Source organism: Micromonospora sp. HK10, from assembly GCF_000982955.1.
Taxonomy (GTDB): domain Bacteria; phylum Actinomycetota; class Actinomycetes; order Mycobacteriales; family Micromonosporaceae; genus Micromonospora.
The window spans coordinates 1-19,595 of record NZ_KQ058873.1; the positions used below are offsets into that span (position 1 = coordinate 1).

Below are 19,595 nucleotides of genomic sequence, written 5' to 3' on the forward strand. Positions count from 1 at the left end.
CGTCCACCGTCCCCACGCCGCCGGTCGCCGGCCAGGGGGCGTCGTCCACCGCCCCCGGGCCGGGGCGTGCCGGCGCCGGCCGCCCACCGGCCGAGCTGCTGCGCCGGCTGCGGCTCCGGCACGCCACCGACCCGGTCACCCACGTCGAACGGGTGCCGGCCCGCGCCGGCGAGCCCGCGCCATGGCCCGACTGGGCGCCGACGGAGCTGCGGGCGGCGTTCGCCGGGCGCGGCGTGGTCGCCCCGTGGCGGCACCAGGCCGAGGCCGCCGAGCTGGCGTACGCGGGCCGGCACGTCGTGGTGGCCACCGGGACGGCGTCCGGCAAGTCCCTGGCGTACCAGCTGCCGGCGCTGGCCACGCTGCTCGCCGACCCGCGCGCCACGGTGCTCTACCTGGCGCCGACCAAGGCGCTCGCCGCCGACCAGCTGCGCGCCGTCGCCGCCCTGGAGCTCGACGGGGTACGCCCCGCCACCTACGACGGGGACACCCCGCGCGCCGAACGCGAATGGATCCGCCGGCACTCCCGGTTCGTGCTGACCAACCCCGACATGCTGCACCACGGCATCCTGCCCGGGCACGCGCACTGGTCGGGCTTCCTGCGCCGGCTCGCCTACGTGGTGGTCGACGAGTGCCACACCTACCGCGGCGTGTTCGGCTCGCACGTGGCGCACGTGCTGCGGCGGCTGCGCCGGCAGTGCGCCCGCTACGGGCGTACCCCCGGCCAAGGGCTCGCCGGACCGCGCAGCACCCCGGTTTTCGTGCTGGCCTCGGCCACGTCGGGCGACCCGGCGACGGCGGCCGGGCGGCTCACCGGCCTGCCCGTCGCGGCCGTCACCGAGGACACCTCGCCGCGCGGCGGGGTGACCTTCGCGCTCTGGGAGCCGCCGCTGCTGCCTTCCTCCGACGCCTCGTCCCCGGAGGCCGACCTTCGCCAGGTGCGGCGGTCGGCGCTGCGGGAGACCGCCGACCTGCTGACCGACAGCGTCATCGAGGGGGTACGCACGCTCGCCTTCGTCCGGTCCCGCCGCGGCGCCGAGGTGGTCGCCGCCAACGCGCGGCGGGCGCTCGACGAGGCGGTGCCCGGGCTCGGTGACCGGGTGGCCGCCTACCGGGCCGGCTACCTGCGCGAGGAGCGGCGCGAGTTGGAACGCGCGCTGCTCCACGGCGACCTGCTCGGGCTCGCCTCCACCAACGCCCTCGAACTCGGCGTCGACCTGGTCGGGCTGGACGCCGTGCTGATCTGCGGCTGGCCGGGCACCCGGGCGTCGCTGTGGCAGCAGGCGGGTCGGGCCGGCCGCTCCGGCGACGAGGCCCTCGCGGTGCTGGTGGCCCGCGACGACCCGCTCGACACCTACCTGGTGCACCATCCGGAGGCGCTGTTCGGGCGGCCCGTCGAGGCGACCGTGCTCGACCCGGCCAACCCGTACGTGCTCGCCCCGCAACTGGCCTGCGCCGCGCACGAGGCCCCACTCACCCCCGCCGACCTGGAACTCTTCGGCGAGGGCGCGAAGGAGGCGGTCGACTCGCTGGTCGAGACGGGCGCCCTGCGCCAGCGCCCCACCGGCTGGTACTGGCGGCACCGGGAACGGCCCGAGGTCGACCTGCGCGGTGAGGGTGGGGCCCCGGTCTGCGTGGTCGAGGAGTCCACCGGGCGGCTGCTCGGCACCGTCGACGGCGGCTCCGCACACTTCCTGCTCCACAGCGGCGCGGTCTACCTGCACCAGGGCGTCTCGTACGTGGTCGACTCGCTCGACCTGGCCGACGGGTGCGCGCTGGTGCACGCCGAGGAGCCGGACTGGTCCACCCACGCCCGGGACGTCACCTCGCTGTCGGTGGTGTCCGTCCGGTCGTACGTGGACGCCGGCCCGGTCGGGCTCTTCCTCGGCGAGGTGGACGTGACCAGCCAGGTGGTGTCGTACCAGCGGCGGCGGATCGCCACCGGCGAAGTGATCGACACCCGGCCGCTGGACCTGCCGGCGCGGGAACTGCGCACCGTCGCGGTGTGGTTCACCCTCTCCCCGGAGTCGCTGGCGCTCGCCGGCGTCGAGGCGGCCGACATCCCGGGCGCGTTGCACGCCGCCGAGCACGCGGGGATCGGCCTGCTGCCGCTGATGGCGACCTGCGACCGCTGGGACATCGGCGGCCTCTCCACCGCCCTGCACCCGGACACCGAGGCCCCTACCGTCTTCGTGTACGACGGCCACCCCGGCGGCGCCGGCTTCGCCGAGCGGGCGTACGCGACGGCGGCGGGATGGCTGCGGGCCACCCGCGACGCCATCGCCGAGTGTGGCTGCGAGTCGGGGTGCCCCTCCTGCGTCCAGTCCCCGAAGTGCGGCAACGGCAACAACCCGCTCTCCAAGCCGGATGCCGTCAAGGTCCTCGACGTGGTCCTGGCCAACCTGGCCAAGGCCGCTGCGGACGGCGCGACGGTCCCGGCCCGCGGGACGGGCGACTTGAGCGGTGGGGCATCGGCCGGCGTCGGTGCTGGTCGGTTGCTTCCTCGGCAGGATGAACGGGTGACCGAGCGCACGACGCCCGAGTGAGCCGGCTCGGTGCCCGGTGTCATGGGCCAGCCCCGGGTGCGCGAGTGGTCTGAGCCCGCCGCCCGCCGCGTGGTGGGGGTCCGTCGGGCCCCGGCGGTCTGGGTGGTCGGGTCATCCGGGGGGTCAGGTCGTCCCGGGGGGCCGGGTCATCCGGGGCAGGTCGTCCCGGTGGGCCAGGTCGTCTGGGTGCCCAGGTCGTCCGGGGGCCAGGTCGTCCGGGTGGCCGGGTCGTCCGGGTGGCCGGGTCGTCCGGGTGGCCGGGTCGTCCGGGTGGCCGGCGTCTGGGTGGTGGGATGCGTGGTTGAGCGGGTGATCGGGTGGGCATTGACGTATGGGAGCGCTTCCATGGCTTCCTGGCCGTGCTGGGCGCTCCCCGACCGAGCTGAAATTCTTCCCCGCCGGAGGAGATGCCATGGCCGACACCATCGCCGAGACCGTCGACCTGCTCTACACGATCGACCAGGAGCACCTCACCGCCGATCAGCAGATCGCCCTGGCCAGCGCGATGGCCCACCTGGCCCAGGCGGAACGCCTGGAACAGATCAACGAGCGTCTGCGCGGCATCCACCAGGTGTTGAACGCCTGGGCGATGAAGGCCACGGTCGACGGCGTCCGCTGAGAGCGGCCGGCCAGCCGCGCGGACCGGTGGCGTGGCGGGGCGGACGTCGAGAGCCAGGCTGTGCGAGACTCCGGCGTTCGCCCCTCTAAGGAGATCCCATGCAGCTCGACAGCCTGCAGGCCCAGCACCAGTTCTTCATCCGGCAGCGGATCCGGATGATGGTCAACCAGTACGAGGTCCGCGCGGTCGCTCCGGACGGCACCGAGGGCCCGATGCTCGCGTTCGCGCAGCAGAAGCGGCTCGCGTTCAAGGAGCAGGTGACCATCTACACCGATGACTCCAAGCAGTACCCGCTGCTCGGCTTCAAGGCCCGCCAGCGGCTCGACCTCGGCGCCACGTACGACGTGACCGACCACGCCGGCACCCCGATCGGCCTGTTTCGCAAGGACTTCGCCCAGTCGCTGCTGCGGTCGACGTGGCACGTCGAGCAGGCCGGCCTGCCGCAGGTCACCGGGCAGGAGCGCAGCATGCCGGTGGCGCTGCTGCGGCGGTTCGTCGACTCGCTCTCCTGGCTGCCGTACCACTTCGACTTCGTCGCGGGCGGCCAGCCGGTGTTCTCGGTCGTCAAGAAGTGGGGCCTGCGTGACCGCTACGTGGTGGAGATCCAGAGCCCGCACATCGACCGGCGCCTGGTGATCGCGATGGCCATCGGCCTGGACGCCCTTCAGGGCCGCTGACCCGTCCGGCAGGATTCCCCGGCGGCCCGTCGGTGAACCCGAGCCGACGTCACGTGACGGGGTCGGGGCGGACGTTCAGCATTGTCCAGCCCTGACCCCGCGGGTCAGCCGCGGACCGGGCCGGCCCGGGCGGTGACCGTGGCGGTGCGGCGCAACCCGGGCAGCGGAGAAACCTCGACCTGTGCCGTGATCAGGACGTCGAGCCCGTCGAGCCGGCAGGCCACCAGTCGCCCGCCGTTGGCCCTGGTCACCTCGCCGGCCCGGGCGCACGCCGCGACGTCCCCGTCCAGCACCTGGCCGGCGCCCGCCAGCGCGCCGAAGTCCGCCGCGACACGGGCCTGCTGGCGCGCCAGCCGGGCGGCACCGACCGCCGCGCCGAAGAGCCCGACCAGCACGAAGACCAACCCGACCGCGAGCAGGCAGAGGGTCGCCCCACCCCGCTCCGCGGCCCGGTCGCGCCGGGCCGGTCGGCGCGAGCCCGACCAGACGACTCCATCCGTCCCGGTCGCCGCCCGGTCGCGCCCGGCCGGGCGACGTGAGCCCGACCAGACGACCCCATCCGTCACGGTCGCCGCCCGGTCGCGCCCGGCCGGGCGCCGTGAGCCCGACCAGACGACCCCATCCGTCACGGTCGCGGCCCTGGGGTGCCGGGTTCGACGACCGCCACCGCAGTGGCCGAGACGGCGAGCCGGGGCAGGCGCGCGCCGAGCGCCCGGACCGGGGCGCGGACCGTGGCGGTGACCTGCTCGCCCGAGACGGTGACCGAGACCTCGGCGCCGGAGGGGGCGTGCCGCGCTCCGGCGGCCGCGCCGGACTCGCCCCGGGAGGCGGCGAGCGCCGCCTCCCGGGCCGCGTCGAGGCAGCCGGCCCGTGTGGTCACCGCGTCGACCGCGGTGAGGCCGGTGAGGAGCAGCAGCAGGAGCGCCGGCAGGCCGGCCGCCATCTCGGCGGTGAAGGAGCCCCGCTCCGCGTCGAACCGGGCCTGCCGTCCATGGCGGACGGTTCCGGCCCACCGGCGTTCCGTCACTTCAACGCCCGGTCGATGACGGCGGTGAGGGCGGACTGCACGTTGCCGGAGGTGAGCACCTTCAGCAGGATGCCGGCGAAGGCCACCGCGGCGAGGGTGCCGACGGCGTACTCGGCGGTGTTCATCCCGGCGTCACCGCGCAGGCGGGTGAGGAGTTTCCGCATGTCGTACTCCTTGTCTCAGGGGATCACAGCACGTCGCCGAGGACGGCGACGATCACCGGCACCAGACCGGCGAGTATGAAGGCGGGCAGGAAGCAGAGCCCCAGCGGCAGCACGATGAGGACCCCGGCCCGGCGGGCCGCCGCCTCGGCCGCCGTCGACCGGTCTGCCCGCAGATCGTCGGCGAGTCGGACGAGCGCGCCGGCCAGTGCGGCGCCGCTGTCGGCCGAGCGGATCGCGGCGGCCACCAGCCGGTCGGCCCCGGCCACCGGGCCGAGGTGGTGCCACGCCTCGGCCGCCGTGCCGCCCAACTCCAACGTCCGGCCCACCCGGCCGAGCCGGTCCGCGAGCGGGCCGCCGAGCGCCTCGGCGACCGCCAGCACCGACCGGTCGACCGGGGCCCCGGCTCGCAGCGCGGCCGCGAGCAGGTCGGCGGCCAACGGAAGCTCCGCCGCCTCGCGCCGGCGGCGGTCCCGCACGGCGGGTGGCTCGACCCGCCGGAGCAGCCGGTCGGCGAGCACGACCGTCAGCGCCCCGGCGACCAGCCCGGGCCCACCGCCGACCAGCACGAGGGCCGCCACGCCGGCCGCCACGGAGGCGAGCCGGATCGCATCCGGCCACCACCCCGGCCGAGGCCGCCCGCCCGTCGAACCGGACCGCCACCCGTGCCCCATCCGTGGTGCCAGTCGGCGCAGCCGCCGTCCCGGTCCGGTCACCGGGCCCGGCACGACCAGGAGCAACGCCGCTCCGGCGAGGCAGCCGGCGGCCACCGCCCGGCCCGACATCAGGCTGCCCGCCCGGAGGCCGCGCCGAGGCGTTCCGCCCAGAGCAACCCACCGATCTGGAGGGCGACGGCGGCGAGCGCGCTGCCGCCGCCGATCGCGCTGTGCAGCAGCACGTCCACGGGGTCGACGCCGATGGCGTAGCCGAGCCCGATGCCACCCAGCGGCAGCGCGGCGAGCAGCCAGGCCGTGGCGCGGGCGCCGGCCGCCTGGGCGTCGGCCGCGGCCAGGCCACGGTCGGTGGCGCGGGCATCCGCCTCGACCCGTTCGAGCAGCTCGGCCAGGGGCGCCCCGGTGCGGTCGGCCAGCCGCACGGCGGCCCGCCCCAGACTGGCCAGCCGGGTCGGACCGTCGGGCGGCTCGAACGCCGCCGGCAGGCCGGCCCGCAGGTCGGCGGCGAGGGCGCAGAGCCGGTCCAGCTCACCCCGTCGGGCCCGGTCGGCCGCCGCTCCGGCATGCCGGCGCCGGACGGCCCGGGCGCCCAGGACGGCGTAGGCGGCCAGCACCACCGCGCCCACCGGGCCGCCGAGCACCGTGCCGGTCGTCCCGCCCAGCAGGGCCACCACCAGCAGGACCGGCCGGGCGGGAAGGGCAGCCACCCGGTCCGGCATGCACCACCTGGCAGTGGCCGCGCTCGTTGCCGCCCAGCCGGCTCCGTCGGGACCGGCGCCCGACGCCGAGGCGCGCGGGACGTCACCGCTCCGCTCGTCCCGCCGGATGCCCACGGCCGGCCAACCTGCGCGGTCCCCCGGGTGTGCGCTGGACCGGAACGCCGGGGCCCGCCCGACGGCCGGCGCGCCCATCCAGCCGTGCGACAACGGGGCACCGGCCAGATCACGCGCGGTCCACGACCGGCCCGGCCCGGGCGCCGGCCGGAGCGCGGCGACCGGGTGCCCCGGGTCTCGCCGGTTCGGTGGCCGGCCGGCCGGCGGCCGGTCCGGCGTGGACATGACGGCCGGGACGCGGGGAACGGCCGGCGGCCGGGCGCGGAGCAGTGGGGCCGTCCGGCCCGTCCCGGGCCGGTACGAGGGGGCGAGGACGGCGCGGCGGCGGGCCCGGGCGGTGCGTACCGGCCAGGCGACGATCGCTGCGGCGCCGATCAGGAACGCGGTCACCAGCCAGGCCATCCCGGTCACGCCGGGCCTGCCGGGGCTGCGGGGCCCGCCGGGCCCGCCGGGCTTGCCGGGCCCGCCGGGCCTGCCGGACCTGCCGGGCCTGCCGGGCCGGGCCAGGCCGCACCGAGCAGGGGCGGCACCGCGACGCCGCGCTCCCGCAGCAGCGCGCCGAGCGGCCGGGCGGCGAGGCCGAGGCCGCGTCCGCGTAACCAGGCGGGGACCACCGTGGCGAGCCGGTCCGGGCCTTCGGGAAGCAACAGGCCGATCGACTCGAGCACCCGCCCCTGGGTGGTGCGGCGCAGGTGGAGGAGCACCTGAAGGGCCGCGGTGACCTGGGCGTGCAGGGCGGCCCTAGGCAGGCCGCCGAGCAGCCCGAGCGCTTCGAGCCGGGCCGGGACGTCGGTCGGGGTGTTGGCGTGCAGTGTCCCCGCGCCGCCGTCATGGCCGGTGTTCAGGGCGGCGAGCAGGTCGACCACCTCCGCGCCCCGGCACTCGCCCACCACCAGCCGGTCCGGCCGCATCCGGAGCGCCTGCCGGACCAGGTCGCTCAGACCCACCGCGCCGGCACCCTCCACGTTCGACGTACGCGCCTGCAGACCGATCACGTGCGGGTGGACCGGGCGCAGCTCGGCGGCGTCCTCGACGAGGACGATCCGCTCGGTGCCGGGAACCAGCCCCAGCAGCGTGTTGAGCAGGGTGGTCTTGCCGGATCCGGTGCCGCCGGTGACCAGGTACGCCAGCCGGGCCGCCACGAGGGCGGCGAGCACCGGCGCCACCGGGCGCGGCACGGTGCCCCGGTCGACCAGTTCGTCGAGGCTGAACGGTCGCTGCCGGAAGGTACGCAGGGACAGGTAGGGCCCGTCGGTCGCGACCGGCGGCAGCACCGCGTGCAGCCGGGTGCCGTCGGGCAGCCGGGCGTCGGCGTACGGGGAACCGTCGTCGAGCCGCCGTCCGGCGGCAGCCACCAGCCGCTGGGCCAGCCGGCGTACGTCGTCGACGGTGCCGAGCGGCACGGCCACCTGGTGCAGCCCTCGCCCGCGGTCGACCCACACCCGGGTGCCGTTCACCAGGACGTCGGTGACCTGCGGGTCGGTGAGCAGCGGGGCGAGCGGCCCGGCTCCGACGAGGTCGTCGTGCACCCGGTCGGCGATGCGCAGCAGGGCGGTGTCGCCGAGCACGGCGGCACCCGACTCGGCGCGTACGGCGGTGACGATCGCGGCGGGGGTGACCGGGGTGGCCGCGGCGGCGAAGCGGTGCCGCACCCGGACCGCCAGCTCCCCGGAGTCGGCCGGGCCGGTCACGCCGCTCCCGTCACGGGCGACCCGGTCAGCTCGCCGAGGAGGCGTTGGCAGAGCACGGCGAGCGGGCCCTTGCCGGCGGCGGCCGGCGCCTCGCCGCGTTCGAGCCCGCGGCACAGTCCCGGCTCCGGGCGGAGCGTGCCGGCCAGGGGCAGGCCGAGCGCCCGGGCCACCTCGGTGGCCTTGAGCCGGCCGGGGGCGGGACCCCGCACCACCACGGAGAGCGCGGCGCAGTGCGGGGCCGCCTCGGCGACCACCCGGGCGGCGGCCGCGGTGGCCCGCAGCTCGGCGGGTACGACCACCAGGGCGCGGTCCGCCGACTGCAACGCGACGACCGCCGCGTCGTCCAGGTGCCGGGGCAGGTCGAGCACCACCACGTCGCGACCCCGGCGGCCGGCGTCGATGGTGGCGGCCATCGCCTCGGCGGGCAGGGACAGCAGGTCGCCCCGATCCCAGGAGACGACGACGAGGTCACCCCGGCTCGGCAGGGCGCGGACCAGTGACGGCGGGTCGACCCGGCCGTCGGTGCCGGTGAGGCTGGGCCAGCGCAGCCCTTCCAGTTGCTCCCAGCCGAGCACCAGGTCGAGGCCGCCGCCGAGCGGGTCGGCGTCCACCAGGAGGGTGCGCCGCCGGGCCCGGGCCGCGGTGATCGCGAGGCCACCGGCGAGCACGCTGGCGCCGGCGCCGCCCCGGCCGCCGATGACCGCCACCACCCGGGCGAGCCCGCTGTCGGACGGGTCGGTGGCGCACTCGGCGAACCGGTCGACCAGCCAGGGCTCGGCGGCCGGCAGGGTGGCGACGTGCTCGGCGCCGATCAGCTCGGCGATCTGCGTACCCGGATCGAGGTGGCCGGAGCGGCCGACCAGCACGGTCCGGGGTCGCCGCGGCAGGCGGGCCCGCAGGCAGGCCTGGGCCTGGTCGGCACCGACGAGCACCAGCGGGGCCGGGGTCCACCGGGCCCGGGCACCGGCCGGGTCGGCGGCCAGCTCGACCTCCGTGCCGCCCGCTGCGGCGAGCCGGAGCAGTTCGTCGAGGAGGTCATCGTCGGCGGTGACGAGCAGGGGAAGACGGCGGTGCGGCGGAAGCGGGGTACGGGGCGGCATGGGCGGCCTCCAGCGGTCGGGCTCGGGTGCTGGGGGAAGCCTGGCGGGCCGGGCGGCGGGCTGCCGTCGCGCCGCCCGCGCCTGTGGACGACGGGAGCGGCTGTGGACGGCCCGCCACCGACGGAGTGGATCTGCTATGGGTGGTCGGCCCCTGATGAACGCCGGCCCGACCAGGGGTTACACTGATTGTTGACAGAGCAAATTTATCGCTAGCAACTATCTTTCCGAAGGGACGCCCCGATGGCACCGACCAAGCTCGCCGTCATCTACTACTCCTCCACCGGCACGATCCACGCGATGGCCAAGCGACTCGCCGAGGCCGGCGAAAAGGCCGGCGCCGAGGTGCGGCTGCGCCAGGTTCCGGAGCTCGCCCCCGAGGAGGCCATCGCCGCCAACGCCGCCTGGAGCCAGCACTTCGACGCCACCCGGAACGAGCCGAAAGCCACCGCCGACGACATCGTCTGGGCCGACGCGGTGCTGTTCGGCACGCCCACCCGCTACGGCAACGTGGCCAGCCAGCTCAAGCAGTTCATCGACACCCTCGGCCCGCAGTGGGCGCAGGGCCTGCTGGCCGACAAGGTGTACGCGGGCTTCACCGCGTCCATGACCGCCCACGGCGGCCAGGAGTCCACGCTGCTCGCGCTCTACAACACGATCCACCACTTCGGCGGCCTCGTCGTCGCTCCGGGCTACACCGACCCGCTGAAGTTCGCCGACGGCAACCCGTACGGCGTCTCGCACGTCACCGGCGGAAGCAACGACGCGCCGCTGGGCGACGCGCAGTTCGCCGCCCTCGACCACATGGCCGAGCGGGTCGTCCGGATCGCCGGCAAGCTCAACGCCTGACCTGCCCCGCCGGGTGCCCGGGCCGCCACCGCGCGAGCCGGGCACCCGGCGGCGATCGGGTCGTGGGGGGCCGCGTTCCGGGCTCCCGATGGCCGGGCCGCGACTCAGGAATGCCGGCCGGGCATCGCCGCCGAAGAGGGCCTCCCGGGCCGCCCTGGTGCACGAGTCGCGGGGACAGTCCGTACCGGCTGATGTTGCTATCGTCGCTGCCGTGACGGGGAGTAACAAGAGCCGGCGGAAGCCGCACAGGTCCATGTCTCCAGAGGAGCGAGCGCAGGCCGAACAGGACATCCGGGGTGCGGTCGCCGACCTGCAGGTCACGGCGTACGCCAACCTCCGGAACGCCATCGCCAACGTGGCCATCTTCTTCGGTTTCGTCGGCGTGTTCGCCATGGTCATCGGCGAGGCGGACGGGCGGCGACTCGTCCCGATGCTCGTCCTTGTCCTCGGCGGCCTGGTCGGGGCCGCCTACTATCCGGCCCGCCACCAGCACAAACTGGCGGTCAGACTGCTGCTGGCGTCGAGCGCCCTCGTGCTGCTCGGGCTGGCCGGTCTGGTTCTCGTCGGCACGGTGCTCGCCTCATGAGCTTCCACGTCGAACCAGCGGCGCTGGTCAATTACGCCCGTCAGGTGGACCGCGCGAGCGGCGACGCGACCGCCATCTCGGGCTACATCGCCAACCACACGAAAGAGGCCAGCGGCGGCGAGCTGATCGCCATCGCCGCCGACGGTCACCGGCACGCCAGCACCGTCATCGCGGACACGATGAAGCGGTTGACCATCCTGCTCGACGCCTCCGGCCCGGAGTTGTCGGCCGCCGCCGGCTATTACCGGAAGACCGACCTCGGGGCGGCGTCCGAGCTGGACCGCACCCTGCCGGGTGCGGTCCCCTGCCAGCCGCCGACCGCACTGGAGCAGGAACTCACCACCCTCACCTGTCCCCCACCGCCCTTCGTCGACCTGCGCGATGTGACCGGCAGTCTCACCCCGCCCCCGGAGCCCGACTCACCCCCGAACGCCCTCGGCTGGATGGACTACATCAGCCCGGCGTCCTGGGCCATGAAAGGCTTCGACGCCGTCTTCGGCTTCGACCCGGTCTCCTGGCTCCAGGAACGCCTGTTCGGCAACTGGGAAGCCCTCGCCACCATGCAGCCCGTGCTCGCCAACGCCGGCAACGCCCTGCACGACCTGGCCCTCAACGTCCAGACTGGCGCCGCGACGCTGCACCAGACGTGGCAGGGCCAGGCGGGAGACGCCGCGCACAGCTACTTCACCCAGCTGGCCGGCGCCACCGCCGCCCTGGGGGGACCGCTCAACGACATCGGCAACGAGTACAAGACCATGGCGGACTCCGTCTGGTCGATCGGCGAATCGATCGGCGGCATCATCAAGGGCCTCATCGACGCGGCCATCATCGCCGGCATCTCCGCCGCCGCCGGGACCGTCACCGCCGCCACCGGCGTCGGCGCCATCGTCGGGTACGGCGTGGCCGCCGTGGAAGTCGCCAACATGCTCCGGCTGTGGGGCCAGGCCACCCAGCTCTACCAGCACGCCAGCGCCGCCGTCCTCGCGTTCCGGTCCGCGCTGACGCACCGGCTCAGTGACCTCGAATCCGTCAAGCTGCCCGCGTTGCCCGGCAGCAACGGCTATGACCATCCCCTGGTCGGGGCCGGTGCTGCCCGATGAGCGACATCGCCGACATCGCCGGCAACGACCCGCGACGACTCAAGGCCCTGCGGGACAGCCTCCACCGGCTTGCCGACAGTCCACAACCGGAACTCCGCGAGCTGGCGCACGGCATCCTCAAGGGCGACATGCCGCTCCGGACCGCCGGCCTCACCAGCACGTACGGTGGCGCGGTCGGCGAAGCCTTCGGCAGCTTCTGGGCCTACTACAGCCAGCTGGACCCGGAAGAACGTCAGGAGCTCGAAGCCACCGCCTACGGCGACGACCTGGACGCTGCGGATCGGTCCGGTGCGCCCGATGTCCGGTCGGGCGACTGACCCGGGCGCCCCGCTGCCGCCCCCCCGCTTCCAGGTTCTCGACCCGTCGTCCGGTGTGCTCCGTTCGCCCCGGTCCCGACCAGTGCGGTGAGCGCTGCCGGGTAGCGCTCCCAGATAGGGACGACCCCCGTCGGGGGGAGACGGGGGTCGTCGGAGGTTCGGCTCCGGGGGGGTCGAGCCGAACCAACTCAGCGGTTACGGGGGGTGCAACCGCCGAGGGCCTCGCCGCGACGAGAAGTGAAATCTCGTCGCGGACTAGCATGCCGCAGCAACCCCTTATACGTCGAGTGGTGTTCGGTCCACCCACCGCTAATTCATGTCCAGATAGTGTGACTGCGGTCACTCTATGCACAGAGTGGCGATAGATCCTCACCTTCGGGAGTCCCCGGGCACCCGCCGAACGCCGGTCGTACGGCTAGACTTTCGCGCCGTGGGCCGAAGCGCCGCTTTCTTCGATCTCGACAAGACCGTCATCGCCAAGTCGAGCGCTCTGGCGTTCGGCCGGCCCTTCTACCGGGACGGGCTGATCACCCGGCGTGACGTCGTCAAGTCGGCGTACGCCCAGCTGATGTTCCGGCTGGGCGGCACCGACGAGCAGACCATGGCCCGCACCCGGGACTACCTCGCCGCGCTCTGCAAGGGCTGGCAGGTGAACCAGGTTCGGCAGATCGTCGCCGAGACGCTGCACGAGCTGATCAACCCCTACGTGTACGCCGAAGCCGCCGCCCTCATCGAGGAGCATCAGGCCGCCGGCCGGGACGTCGTGCTGGTCTCCGCCTCCGGCGAGGAGATGGTGCGACCGATCGGCGAGCTGCTCGGCGTGACCGACGTGATCGCCACCCGGATGGCCGTCGAGGACGGCCGGTACAGCGGCGAGGTGGAGTTCTACGCGGCCGGCCCGAGCAAGGTCGACGCCGTCAGCGAGCTGGCCACGGCGCGCGGTTACGACCTGGCCGACTCGTACGCCTACTCCGACTCGTACAGCGACCGTCCGCTGCTGGAGTGCGTGGGTCACCCCACCGTGGTCAACCCGGACCGGGCGCTACGCAAGCTGGCCGTGGAGAACTCCTGGCCGGTGCTGGAGTTCCGGCACCCGGTCCCGCTGGGCCGGCGGCTGCGCGACCGCCCCGCCGTCCCGGTCGCCGCCGCGGCCCTCGGCGTGGGCGTCGGGGTCGCCATCGGCATCGCCTGGTACGGCCGGCACCGCCGCACCCGCGCCGCCACCACCCCGACCGCCTGACCGCACTCCAGGGCCGGCTCGTAGCAGCGCGTTGCGGGAAGCAACTGCCTCCCGCTCAGGACGCGGCGGCGAGGACCTCGTCGCCGATCACGGTGATCTGATCCGCGCCGACCTCCACGGCGGTCATGTAGTGGCGGAGCCAGGAGCGCAACCCGTCGGGCGTGCCGGTGGCGAAGGCACCGGCCGCGCCGACGTACTCGGGCTCCCGCTCGCGATGCCCGACGTCGACGGCGACCAGGCCACGCGGGTCGAACCCGGTCGAGATCAGCACCAGCCGGGCCGCCGCCCGGGCCACCACCCCGGACGGGCCGGGGAACGGGCGCAGGTTGAGCAGTTCGCCGTGCACCACGGCGGCGAGCACCAGCGGCGGCACCTTGGTGCCACCGGCCACCAGGCCGGCCAGCCCGTCGAGGCGGGCGGCGACCACCGGGTCGGCCACCGGCCGGCCCAGCTCGGCCTCGGCCAGGACGTCCCGGGCGGCGAGCACGTGCAGCCGGGCGAGGACCTGGCGGGGCGCCCGGGGCCAGAGGTCGCTGAGCCCGGGCAGCGCGCCGGCCACCCGCAGCGCGCCCTGGAGCACCGGATCGGTGACCGTTCCGGCGCGTACCTCCTCGCGGTCGTGCCCACGGCCCTCCAACGCGGCGCTGGCCACCGCCGAGCGGAGGCTGACCTCGGCGGCCACCTGCCCGCCGTGCCGGCGCAGCGCACGGTGCCGGTGGGCCTGGTCCACCCGGTCGCGGGCGGCCTCGACGGCGGGCGCGACGTCGGCGAGCGCGAGCAGCGGGGCGAGCGGGTCGGTGGTCACCCCGCCACGCTATCCAGCCCGGCGGGCCTACCGGGCGCCACCCGGCGGGAAGGCGACCCGGGCCACGGTGCCTGACACCGGCTTGCGGCAAACCGGTGCGACCCGACGCCGGGAAGCAACAGCTTGCCGCAATCCGCAGCGCGCCGCGCCAGGCCGGGTGGTCGCGACACCACCCGGCGCGGTGGGAGGGCCGCTGGGCGCGTCGGGGCCGACCGGGCGGTCGCGGCGGGGGTGCGCCGCGACTAACCTCTCCCGGGTAGGAGACGCAGGTCACGCGACGAAGGAGTCATCGCATGAGCGAGGCATTGGCCAACTTGCTGAACGAGACGCGCCAGTTCCCGCCGCCGGCCGAGCTCGCCGCGAACGCCAACGTCAAGGCCGAGGCGTACGCCGAGGCGGCCGGTGACCGACTCGCCTTCTGGGAGCGGCAGGCCGAGCGGCTGACCTGGGCGAAGAAGTGGGACCAGGTGCTCGACTGGTCGAACGCGCCGTTCGCGAAGTGGTTCGTGGGCGGCCAGCTCAACGTGGCGTACAACTGCCTGGACCGGCACGTGGCGGCCGGCCGGGGCGACAAGGTGGCGATCCACTGGGAGGGTGAGCCCGGGGACACCCGCACCCTCACCTACGCCGACCTGCACCAGCTCACCTGCCAGGCGGCGAACGCGCTGACCGACCTGGGCGTGACCGCCGGCGACCGGGTCGCGATCTACCTGCCGATGATCCCGGAGGCGGCGGTCGCCATGCTGGCCTGTGCCCGGATCGGCGCGACGCACAGCGTGGTCTTCGGCGGCTTCTCGGCCGACGCGCTGACCAACCGGATCCAGGACGCCAGCGCCAAGGTGGTGATCACCGCGGACGGCGGCTTCCGCCGGGGCAAGCCGTCGGCGCTCAAGCCCACCGTGGACGAGGCGGTGGCGAAGTGCCCGTCGGTGGAGCACGTGCTGGTGGTCCGCCGCACCGGTGAGGAGGTCGCCTGGTCGGGGAAGGACCACTGGTGGCACGAGACGGTGGAGACCGCCTCGACCGAGCACGACGCGCAGCCGTTCGACGCCGAGCACCCGCTCTACATCCTCTACACCAGTGGCACCACCGCCCGGCCGAAGGGCATCCTGCACACCACCGGCGGCTACCTCACCCAGACGTCGTACACCACGCACGCGGTCTTCGACCTGAAGCCGGAGACCGACGTCTACTGGTGCACGGCCGACATCGGCTGGGTCACCGGCCACTCCTACATCGTCTACGGCCCGCTCTCCAACGGCGCCACCCAGGTCATGTACGAGGGCACCCCGGACACCCCGCACAAGGGCCGGTTCTGGGAGATCGTCGACAAGTACCAGGTCACCATCCTGTACACCGCACCGACGCTGATCCGCACCATGATGAAGTGGGGCGAGGACATCCCGGCCGGGTACGACCTCTCCTCGCTGCGCCTGCTCGGCAGCGTCGGTGAGCCGATCAACCCGGAGGCGTGGATCTGGTACCGCCAGCATGTCGGCCGGGGCGAGCTGCCGGTGGTGGACACCTGGTGGCAGACCGAGACCGGGGCCATCATGATCTCCCCGCTGCCGGGGGTCACGGCGGCCAAGCCGGGCTCGGCGATGACCGCGCTGCCGGGCATCGTCGCCGATGTGGTGGACGACCAGGGCCAGTCGGTGCCGAACGGGGGCGGCGGTTACCTGGTGCTCAAGGAGCCGTGGCCGTCGATGCTGCGTACCGTCTGGGGCGACGACAACCGGTTCCTCGACACGTACTGGTCGCGCTTCGGGGCCGGTGCCAACAGCGGTGACGAGTGGGTCTACTTCGCCGGCGACGGCGCGAAGAAGGACGACGACGGCCACGTCTGGCTGCTCGGCCGGGTCGACGACGTGATGCTGGTGTCCGGCCACAACATCTCCACCACCGAGGTCGAGTCGGCGCTGGTCAGCCACCCGGCGGTGGCCGAGGCCGCGGTGGTCGGGGCGACCGACCCGACCACCGGCCAGGCGATCGTGGCGTTCGCCATCCCGCGTGGCAACGCCGAGACCTCCGGCGACGCCGGCGAGCAGCTCATCGCCGAGCTGCGCAACCACGTGGCGAAGACGCTCGGCCCGATCGCCAAGCCGCGGCAGATCATGCTGGTGCCGGAGCTGCCGAAGACCCGCTCCGGCAAGATCATGCGGCGGCTGCTGCGGGACGTGGCGGAGCACCGGTCGCTCGGCGACGTCACCACGCTCCAGGACTCCTCGGTGATGGAGCTGATCTCCAGCGGTATGAGCGGCGGGAAGTCCGACGAGGACTGACGAGCCGGTCAGCGAACAGGCGGGTGACGGTCCGGGCGGACCGTCACCCGCCGTCGTCTTTTCCGGTGGGTACGCATCGGCGGATCGGTGGAGGCCCGGCAGGCTGAACGGGCCAAAGGAACCTGTCACCCCTGTCAGTGGCAGACGTCTCTCATCTAGGTTCAGCCACACCGGGCCGGTTCGACGGGCATGACTGTCCCGCTCGACCGGCCGGTTCTCTTTCCCATGCCCCACGAGGAGCGGCATGAACACCTTTTCGCAGTCCGGGTCACGCCGACGGCTACTCGTCGCGCTGCCCGCCATCGCCCTCGCCGCCGCGTCATTGACGGTGACCGGCAGCGCGGCCGCCCAGGAGTCCGGGTTCAGCCGGACGATCGGCGCGGACGAGTACTACATCAACTACGCCGAGCCGCAGGTGCAGCCGGACACGGCGGGCAAGGAGGTCAAGGGCAAGGACGGCATCTACACCTCACCGGTCGACAAGGCGCGGGCCTACGACCGGAAGTTCGCGGGTGGCAACCCGGTGGCGGCGCGCGAGCTGGCCAAGCTCGAGGCCAAGTCGATCAAGACGGGCAAGAGCCCGCGGAAGATCAAGAAGGCCAAGAGCACCCAGACGGCCAAGCTGCTGACCCTGCTGGTCGAGTTCAACGACAAGGCGAACGACGACTTCACCAACGTGTACGTGCCGAAGACGGTCTTCGAGGACCGGAGCTGTGTCCTCGGCACCGTCCAGAACGGCCCGAAGCACAACAACATCCCGAACCCGGCCTCGCTGCCCCACAAGGACAACAACTCCATGTGGGTGCCGGACTTCTCGCCCGAGCACTTCGACAAGATGCTCTACAGCAAGAAGGGCATCACCGAGCGGATCCGTACCGACCTGAAGGGGCCGGACGGCAAGCCGGGCATCGACATCTCCGGGCGCACCATGCACAACATGTACCTGGAGATGTCCAAGGGTGCGTACACGGTGGACGGGCAGGCCAGCCCGTGGATCACCGTGCCGCACTCGGAGGCCTGGTACGCCGCGTCCCGTTGCTTCCAGAACGAGGACGGCACCTGGACCGCGGGCCGTGAGCAGTCGATGAACGGCCACCCGGACAACCCGCAGGGCGCCGGCCGGCTCGCCACCGACGCGGTGGCGACGCTGGCCAAGATGGACCCGAACTTCCCCTGGGCGGACTACGACATCGAGGACCAGGGCGACGCCGACGGCGACGGCAACTACAACGAGCCGGACGGCGTGATCGACCACCTGGTGCTCGTGCACGCGGGTGAGGACAAGTCCGGTGGCGGGGGCGCGCAGGGCTCGTACTCGATCTGGGCGCACTCCTCGACGGTGACCGGCGGCTACACCGTGCCGGGCACCAACATCAAGGTGTCGAACTACATCGTGCAGCCGGAGGACTCCGGCGTCGGCGTCTTCGCCCACGAGTACGGCCACGACCTCGGCCTGCCGGACCTGTACGACACCTCCGGCGCGGCCGACTCGGACGTCGACTTCTGGGACCTGATGGCCTCGGGCTCGCACTCCGGTGAGGTCTTCCAGGCGCTCCCCACCCACATGGGCATCTGGGACAAGTGGGTGCTCGGCTGGGCCGAGCCGCTCGAGATCAACCCCGGTGACGACGCCCGCGCGGTGCAGCTCGGGCAGACCTCGAACACCCCGGTGGGCACCAAGGACGGCATCAAGGTCAACCTGCCGGACAAGGTGATCACGCTGGCCCAGCCGCACAGCGGCGCCAACATGTGGTACTCCGGTGCCGACCAGGGATGGGCCGACGTCAAGCTGAGCCGGACGGTGACCGTACCGAACGCCGCCGACGCGAAGTTCTGGATGTGGAACAACTACGTCATCGAGGCGGACTGGGACTACGGCTTCCTCGAGGTCTCCACCGACGGCGGCAACACCTGGACCGAGCAGAAGGTCTACGACGCCAGCGGCAAGCTGGTCAGCACCAACGACGGCTACGCCGACCCGAACGGCCGCATGGTCGACTTCGGCGGCAAGAAGTACGGCCTGACCGGCAGCACGAACGGCTGGCGGCACGACTACGTGGACCTGTCCGGCTTCGCCGGCCAGACGGTCCAGCTGCGGCTGCGGTACGCCACCGACGAGGCGTTCCAGGAGCGGGGCTGGTTCGCCGACGACTTCTCGGTCACCGGTGGCGGCGCCACCACCTGGAGCGACGACGTCGAGGGCGGTGCCAACGGTTGGAGCCAGGTGCTCGGCACCTTCACCGACACCACCGGCGCCGGCTGGCACACCGACTCGGGCACCCAGGTCAAGTCGCACTACTACCTGGCCGAGTGGCGTAACTTCGACGGCTTCGACAACGGCCTGAAGTACACCTACGACACCACCTACTCGCGCGATGCCTGGAAGGTGGAGAAGGTCGCCTACAACGCGCCGGGCATGCTGGTCTGGTACCGGGACACCACGTTGGGCGACGTCAACCACACCACCGCCCAGCTGACCTCGCTGCCCAGCTACGGGGCCAAGGGTGGTCTGCTGATCGTCGACTCGCACAACGACCCGCTGCGCCGGCAGGGCGAGGCGGCGGTCAAGGACCCGTCGCTGCAGGACAACCTGCCCAGCCGCCCGCAGTCGTCGAACGCGGCCTTCGGGCTGCAGAAGACGTACCCGTTCAACGAGTGCCTGGAGGCGGCGGACGAGCCGTACAGCGAGTACTGCACCGCCTTCGGCACGCAGGGCCCGGTGTCGGCGTTCAGCGACGCCAAGGGCTGGTACCCGGGCCTGGAGATCCGCGGCAGCAGCCTGTACTACCGCGACGCGGACGCCTCCGTGGTGGTGCCGTCGCGGCAGAACGCGCCGTACACGACCCGGATCACCAACCCGGACGGCACGCCGGCGACGTCGCTCTACGGGACGCCTGTCGGGGCCACCGTGCTGGGCACCGGCAACCCCGGTGACGCGGGCGTCGCCTACGGCGTCTCGATCACCATCAAGCGGGCCGCCAAGGACAACTCGTACGCGACCGTGTACGTGACCTCGGCGCGACCGTGAGCTGACCGGTCCGGCCCACGCGGGTCGGATCACCCCGGCGGGGCCCGTCCGGAGCGCACTGCTCCG

The 19,595-nt window shown here is 73.7% G+C and carries 18 protein-coding genes; 10 read left to right on the forward strand and 8 right to left on the reverse strand.

The features are described from left to right. The first annotated feature begins 95 nt into the window (after positions 1 to 95). The 3 genes from LQ51_RS24825 (at position 96) to LQ51_RS24835 (ending at position 3,839) form a co-directional block, all read left to right on the forward strand. Positions 96 to 2,543 carry a DEAD/DEAH box helicase gene (locus LQ51_RS24825; protein WP_046569726.1) on the forward strand — a complete coding sequence of 816 codons (2,448 nt, stop codon included), beginning with the start codon at positions 96 to 98 and terminating at the stop codon, positions 2,541 to 2,543. A 412-nt stretch (positions 2,544 to 2,955) separates the two neighbouring features. Then, positions 2,956 to 3,162, forward strand: coding sequence for a hypothetical protein (locus LQ51_RS24830; protein ID WP_046569689.1), 207 nt, complete (start codon positions 2,956 to 2,958; stop codon positions 3,160 to 3,162). A 98-nt stretch (positions 3,163 to 3,260) separates the two neighbouring features. Beyond that, positions 3,261 to 3,839 carry an LURP-one-related/scramblase family protein gene (locus tag LQ51_RS24835; protein WP_046569691.1) on the forward strand — a complete coding sequence of 193 codons (579 nt, stop codon included), beginning with the start codon at positions 3,261 to 3,263 and terminating at the stop codon, positions 3,837 to 3,839. Positions 3,840 to 3,943: 104 nt separating this feature from the next. On the opposite strand, the gene LQ51_RS34300 is transcribed toward LQ51_RS24835, so the two are convergent. The 7 genes from LQ51_RS34300 to ssd all read right to left on the reverse strand — a co-directional run bounded on the left by LQ51_RS34300 (position 3,944) and on the right by ssd (position 9,325). After that, complete coding sequence (locus LQ51_RS34300) at positions 3,944 to 4,258, reverse strand: Rv3654c family TadE-like protein (protein ID WP_046569728.1); 315 nt, start codon at positions 4,256 to 4,258, stop codon at positions 3,944 to 3,946. Between the two features lie 206 nt (positions 4,259 to 4,464). Then, positions 4,465 to 4,866, reverse strand: coding sequence for a TadE family type IV pilus minor pilin (locus tag LQ51_RS24845; RefSeq protein WP_369799891.1), 402 nt, complete (start codon positions 4,864 to 4,866; stop codon positions 4,465 to 4,467). Continuing rightward, a complete protein-coding gene (locus LQ51_RS32325; RefSeq protein ID WP_013283643.1) occupies positions 4,863 to 5,030 on the reverse strand; it encodes a DUF4244 domain-containing protein in 168 nt (55 codons plus the stop codon). The genes LQ51_RS24845 and LQ51_RS32325 overlap by 4 nt, the downstream gene beginning before the upstream one ends. A gap of 23 nt (positions 5,031 to 5,053) precedes the next feature. Next, positions 5,054 to 5,812 carry a type II secretion system F family protein gene (locus tag LQ51_RS24850; RefSeq protein ID WP_046569693.1) on the reverse strand — a complete coding sequence of 253 codons (759 nt, stop codon included), beginning with the start codon at positions 5,810 to 5,812 and terminating at the stop codon, positions 5,054 to 5,056. Continuing rightward, a complete protein-coding gene (locus tag LQ51_RS32330; RefSeq protein ID WP_231605870.1) occupies positions 5,812 to 6,408 on the reverse strand; it encodes a type II secretion system F family protein in 597 nt (198 codons plus the stop codon). The genes LQ51_RS24850 and LQ51_RS32330 overlap by 1 nt, the downstream gene beginning before the upstream one ends. Positions 6,409 to 6,941: 533 nt before the next feature. Beyond that, positions 6,942 to 8,225 carry a TadA family conjugal transfer-associated ATPase gene (locus LQ51_RS24860; RefSeq protein WP_046569694.1) on the reverse strand — a complete coding sequence of 428 codons (1,284 nt, stop codon included), beginning with the start codon at positions 8,223 to 8,225 and terminating at the stop codon, positions 6,942 to 6,944. Beyond that, positions 8,222 to 9,325 carry a septum site-determining protein Ssd gene (ssd, locus tag LQ51_RS24865; protein WP_046569700.1) on the reverse strand — a complete coding sequence of 368 codons (1,104 nt, stop codon included), beginning with the start codon at positions 9,323 to 9,325 and terminating at the stop codon, positions 8,222 to 8,224. The genes LQ51_RS24860 and ssd overlap by 4 nt, the downstream gene beginning before the upstream one ends. Positions 9,326 to 9,565: 240 nt before the next feature. Here ssd and wrbA point away from each other — a divergent pair, with 240 nt between their 5' ends. The 5 genes from wrbA (at position 9,566) to LQ51_RS24890 (ending at position 13,414) form a co-directional block, all read left to right on the forward strand. After that, positions 9,566 to 10,171, forward strand: a complete 606-nt coding sequence (gene wrbA / locus LQ51_RS24870) for an NAD(P)H:quinone oxidoreductase (RefSeq protein ID WP_046569701.1) — start codon at positions 9,566 to 9,568, stop codon at positions 10,169 to 10,171. 211 nt (positions 10,172 to 10,382) lie between these two features. Further along, positions 10,383 to 10,757 carry a hypothetical protein gene (locus LQ51_RS24875; RefSeq protein WP_156313217.1) on the forward strand — a complete coding sequence of 125 codons (375 nt, stop codon included), beginning with the start codon at positions 10,383 to 10,385 and terminating at the stop codon, positions 10,755 to 10,757. Beyond that, the gene (locus LQ51_RS24880) at positions 10,754 to 11,857 is read left to right on the forward strand and encodes a WXG100 family type VII secretion target (RefSeq protein WP_046569705.1); all 1,104 of its coding nucleotides are present in this window, start codon (positions 10,754 to 10,756) and stop codon (positions 11,855 to 11,857) included. Before LQ51_RS24875 ends, LQ51_RS24880 begins: the two co-directional genes overlap by 4 nt. Continuing rightward, positions 11,854 to 12,174, forward strand: a complete 321-nt coding sequence (locus LQ51_RS24885) for a hypothetical protein (protein WP_046569707.1) — start codon at positions 11,854 to 11,856, stop codon at positions 12,172 to 12,174. The genes LQ51_RS24880 and LQ51_RS24885 overlap by 4 nt, the downstream gene beginning before the upstream one ends. Before the next feature lie 430 nt (positions 12,175 to 12,604). Further along, entirely contained in the window at positions 12,605 to 13,414 is an 810-nt protein-coding gene (locus LQ51_RS24890) for an HAD family hydrolase (protein WP_046569710.1), read from the forward strand. 55 nt (positions 13,415 to 13,469) lie between these two features. On the opposite strand, the gene LQ51_RS24895 is transcribed toward LQ51_RS24890, so the two are convergent. After that, positions 13,470 to 14,219, reverse strand: coding sequence for a Fic family protein (locus LQ51_RS24895; RefSeq protein WP_046569711.1), 750 nt, complete (start codon positions 14,217 to 14,219; stop codon positions 13,470 to 13,472). Between the two features lie 293 nt (positions 14,220 to 14,512). On the opposite strand from LQ51_RS24895, the gene acs reads away from it, so the two are divergent. Then, positions 14,513 to 16,501, forward strand: a complete 1,989-nt coding sequence (gene acs / locus LQ51_RS24900) for an acetate--CoA ligase (RefSeq protein ID WP_046569712.1) — start codon at positions 14,513 to 14,515, stop codon at positions 16,499 to 16,501. Positions 16,502 to 16,745: 244 nt separating this feature from the next. Next, the gene (locus LQ51_RS24905) at positions 16,746 to 19,529 is read left to right on the forward strand and encodes an immune inhibitor A domain-containing protein (protein ID WP_046569714.1); all 2,784 of its coding nucleotides are present in this window, start codon (positions 16,746 to 16,748) and stop codon (positions 19,527 to 19,529) included. Positions 19,530 to 19,595: the final 66 nt, after the last annotated feature.

Coding starts and splice junctions, on each gene's coding strand:
- LQ51_RS24830 (WP_046569689.1), top strand. CDS start 2,956: ATGGCCGACACCATCGCCGAGACCGTCGACCTGCTCTACACGATCGAC.
- LQ51_RS24835 (WP_046569691.1), top strand. CDS start 3,261: ATGCAGCTCGACAGCCTGCAGGCCCAGCACCAGTTCTTCATCCGGCAG.
- LQ51_RS32325 (WP_013283643.1), bottom strand. CDS start 5,030: ATGCGGAAACTCCTCACCCGCCTGCGCGGTGACGCCGGGATGAACACC.
- LQ51_RS24850 (WP_046569693.1), bottom strand. CDS start 5,812: ATGTCGGGCCGGGCGGTGGCCGCCGGCTGCCTCGCCGGAGCGGCGTTG.
- ssd (WP_046569700.1), bottom strand. CDS start 9,325: ATGCCGCCCCGTACCCCGCTTCCGCCGCACCGCCGTCTTCCCCTGCTC.
- wrbA (WP_046569701.1), top strand. CDS start 9,566: ATGGCACCGACCAAGCTCGCCGTCATCTACTACTCCTCCACCGGCACG.
- LQ51_RS24880 (WP_046569705.1), top strand. CDS start 10,754: ATGAGCTTCCACGTCGAACCAGCGGCGCTGGTCAATTACGCCCGTCAG.
- LQ51_RS24885 (WP_046569707.1), top strand. CDS start 11,854: ATGAGCGACATCGCCGACATCGCCGGCAACGACCCGCGACGACTCAAG.
- acs (WP_046569712.1), top strand. CDS start 14,513: ATGAGCGAGGCATTGGCCAACTTGCTGAACGAGACGCGCCAGTTCCCG.
- LQ51_RS24905 (WP_046569714.1), top strand. CDS start 16,746: ATGAACACCTTTTCGCAGTCCGGGTCACGCCGACGGCTACTCGTCGCG.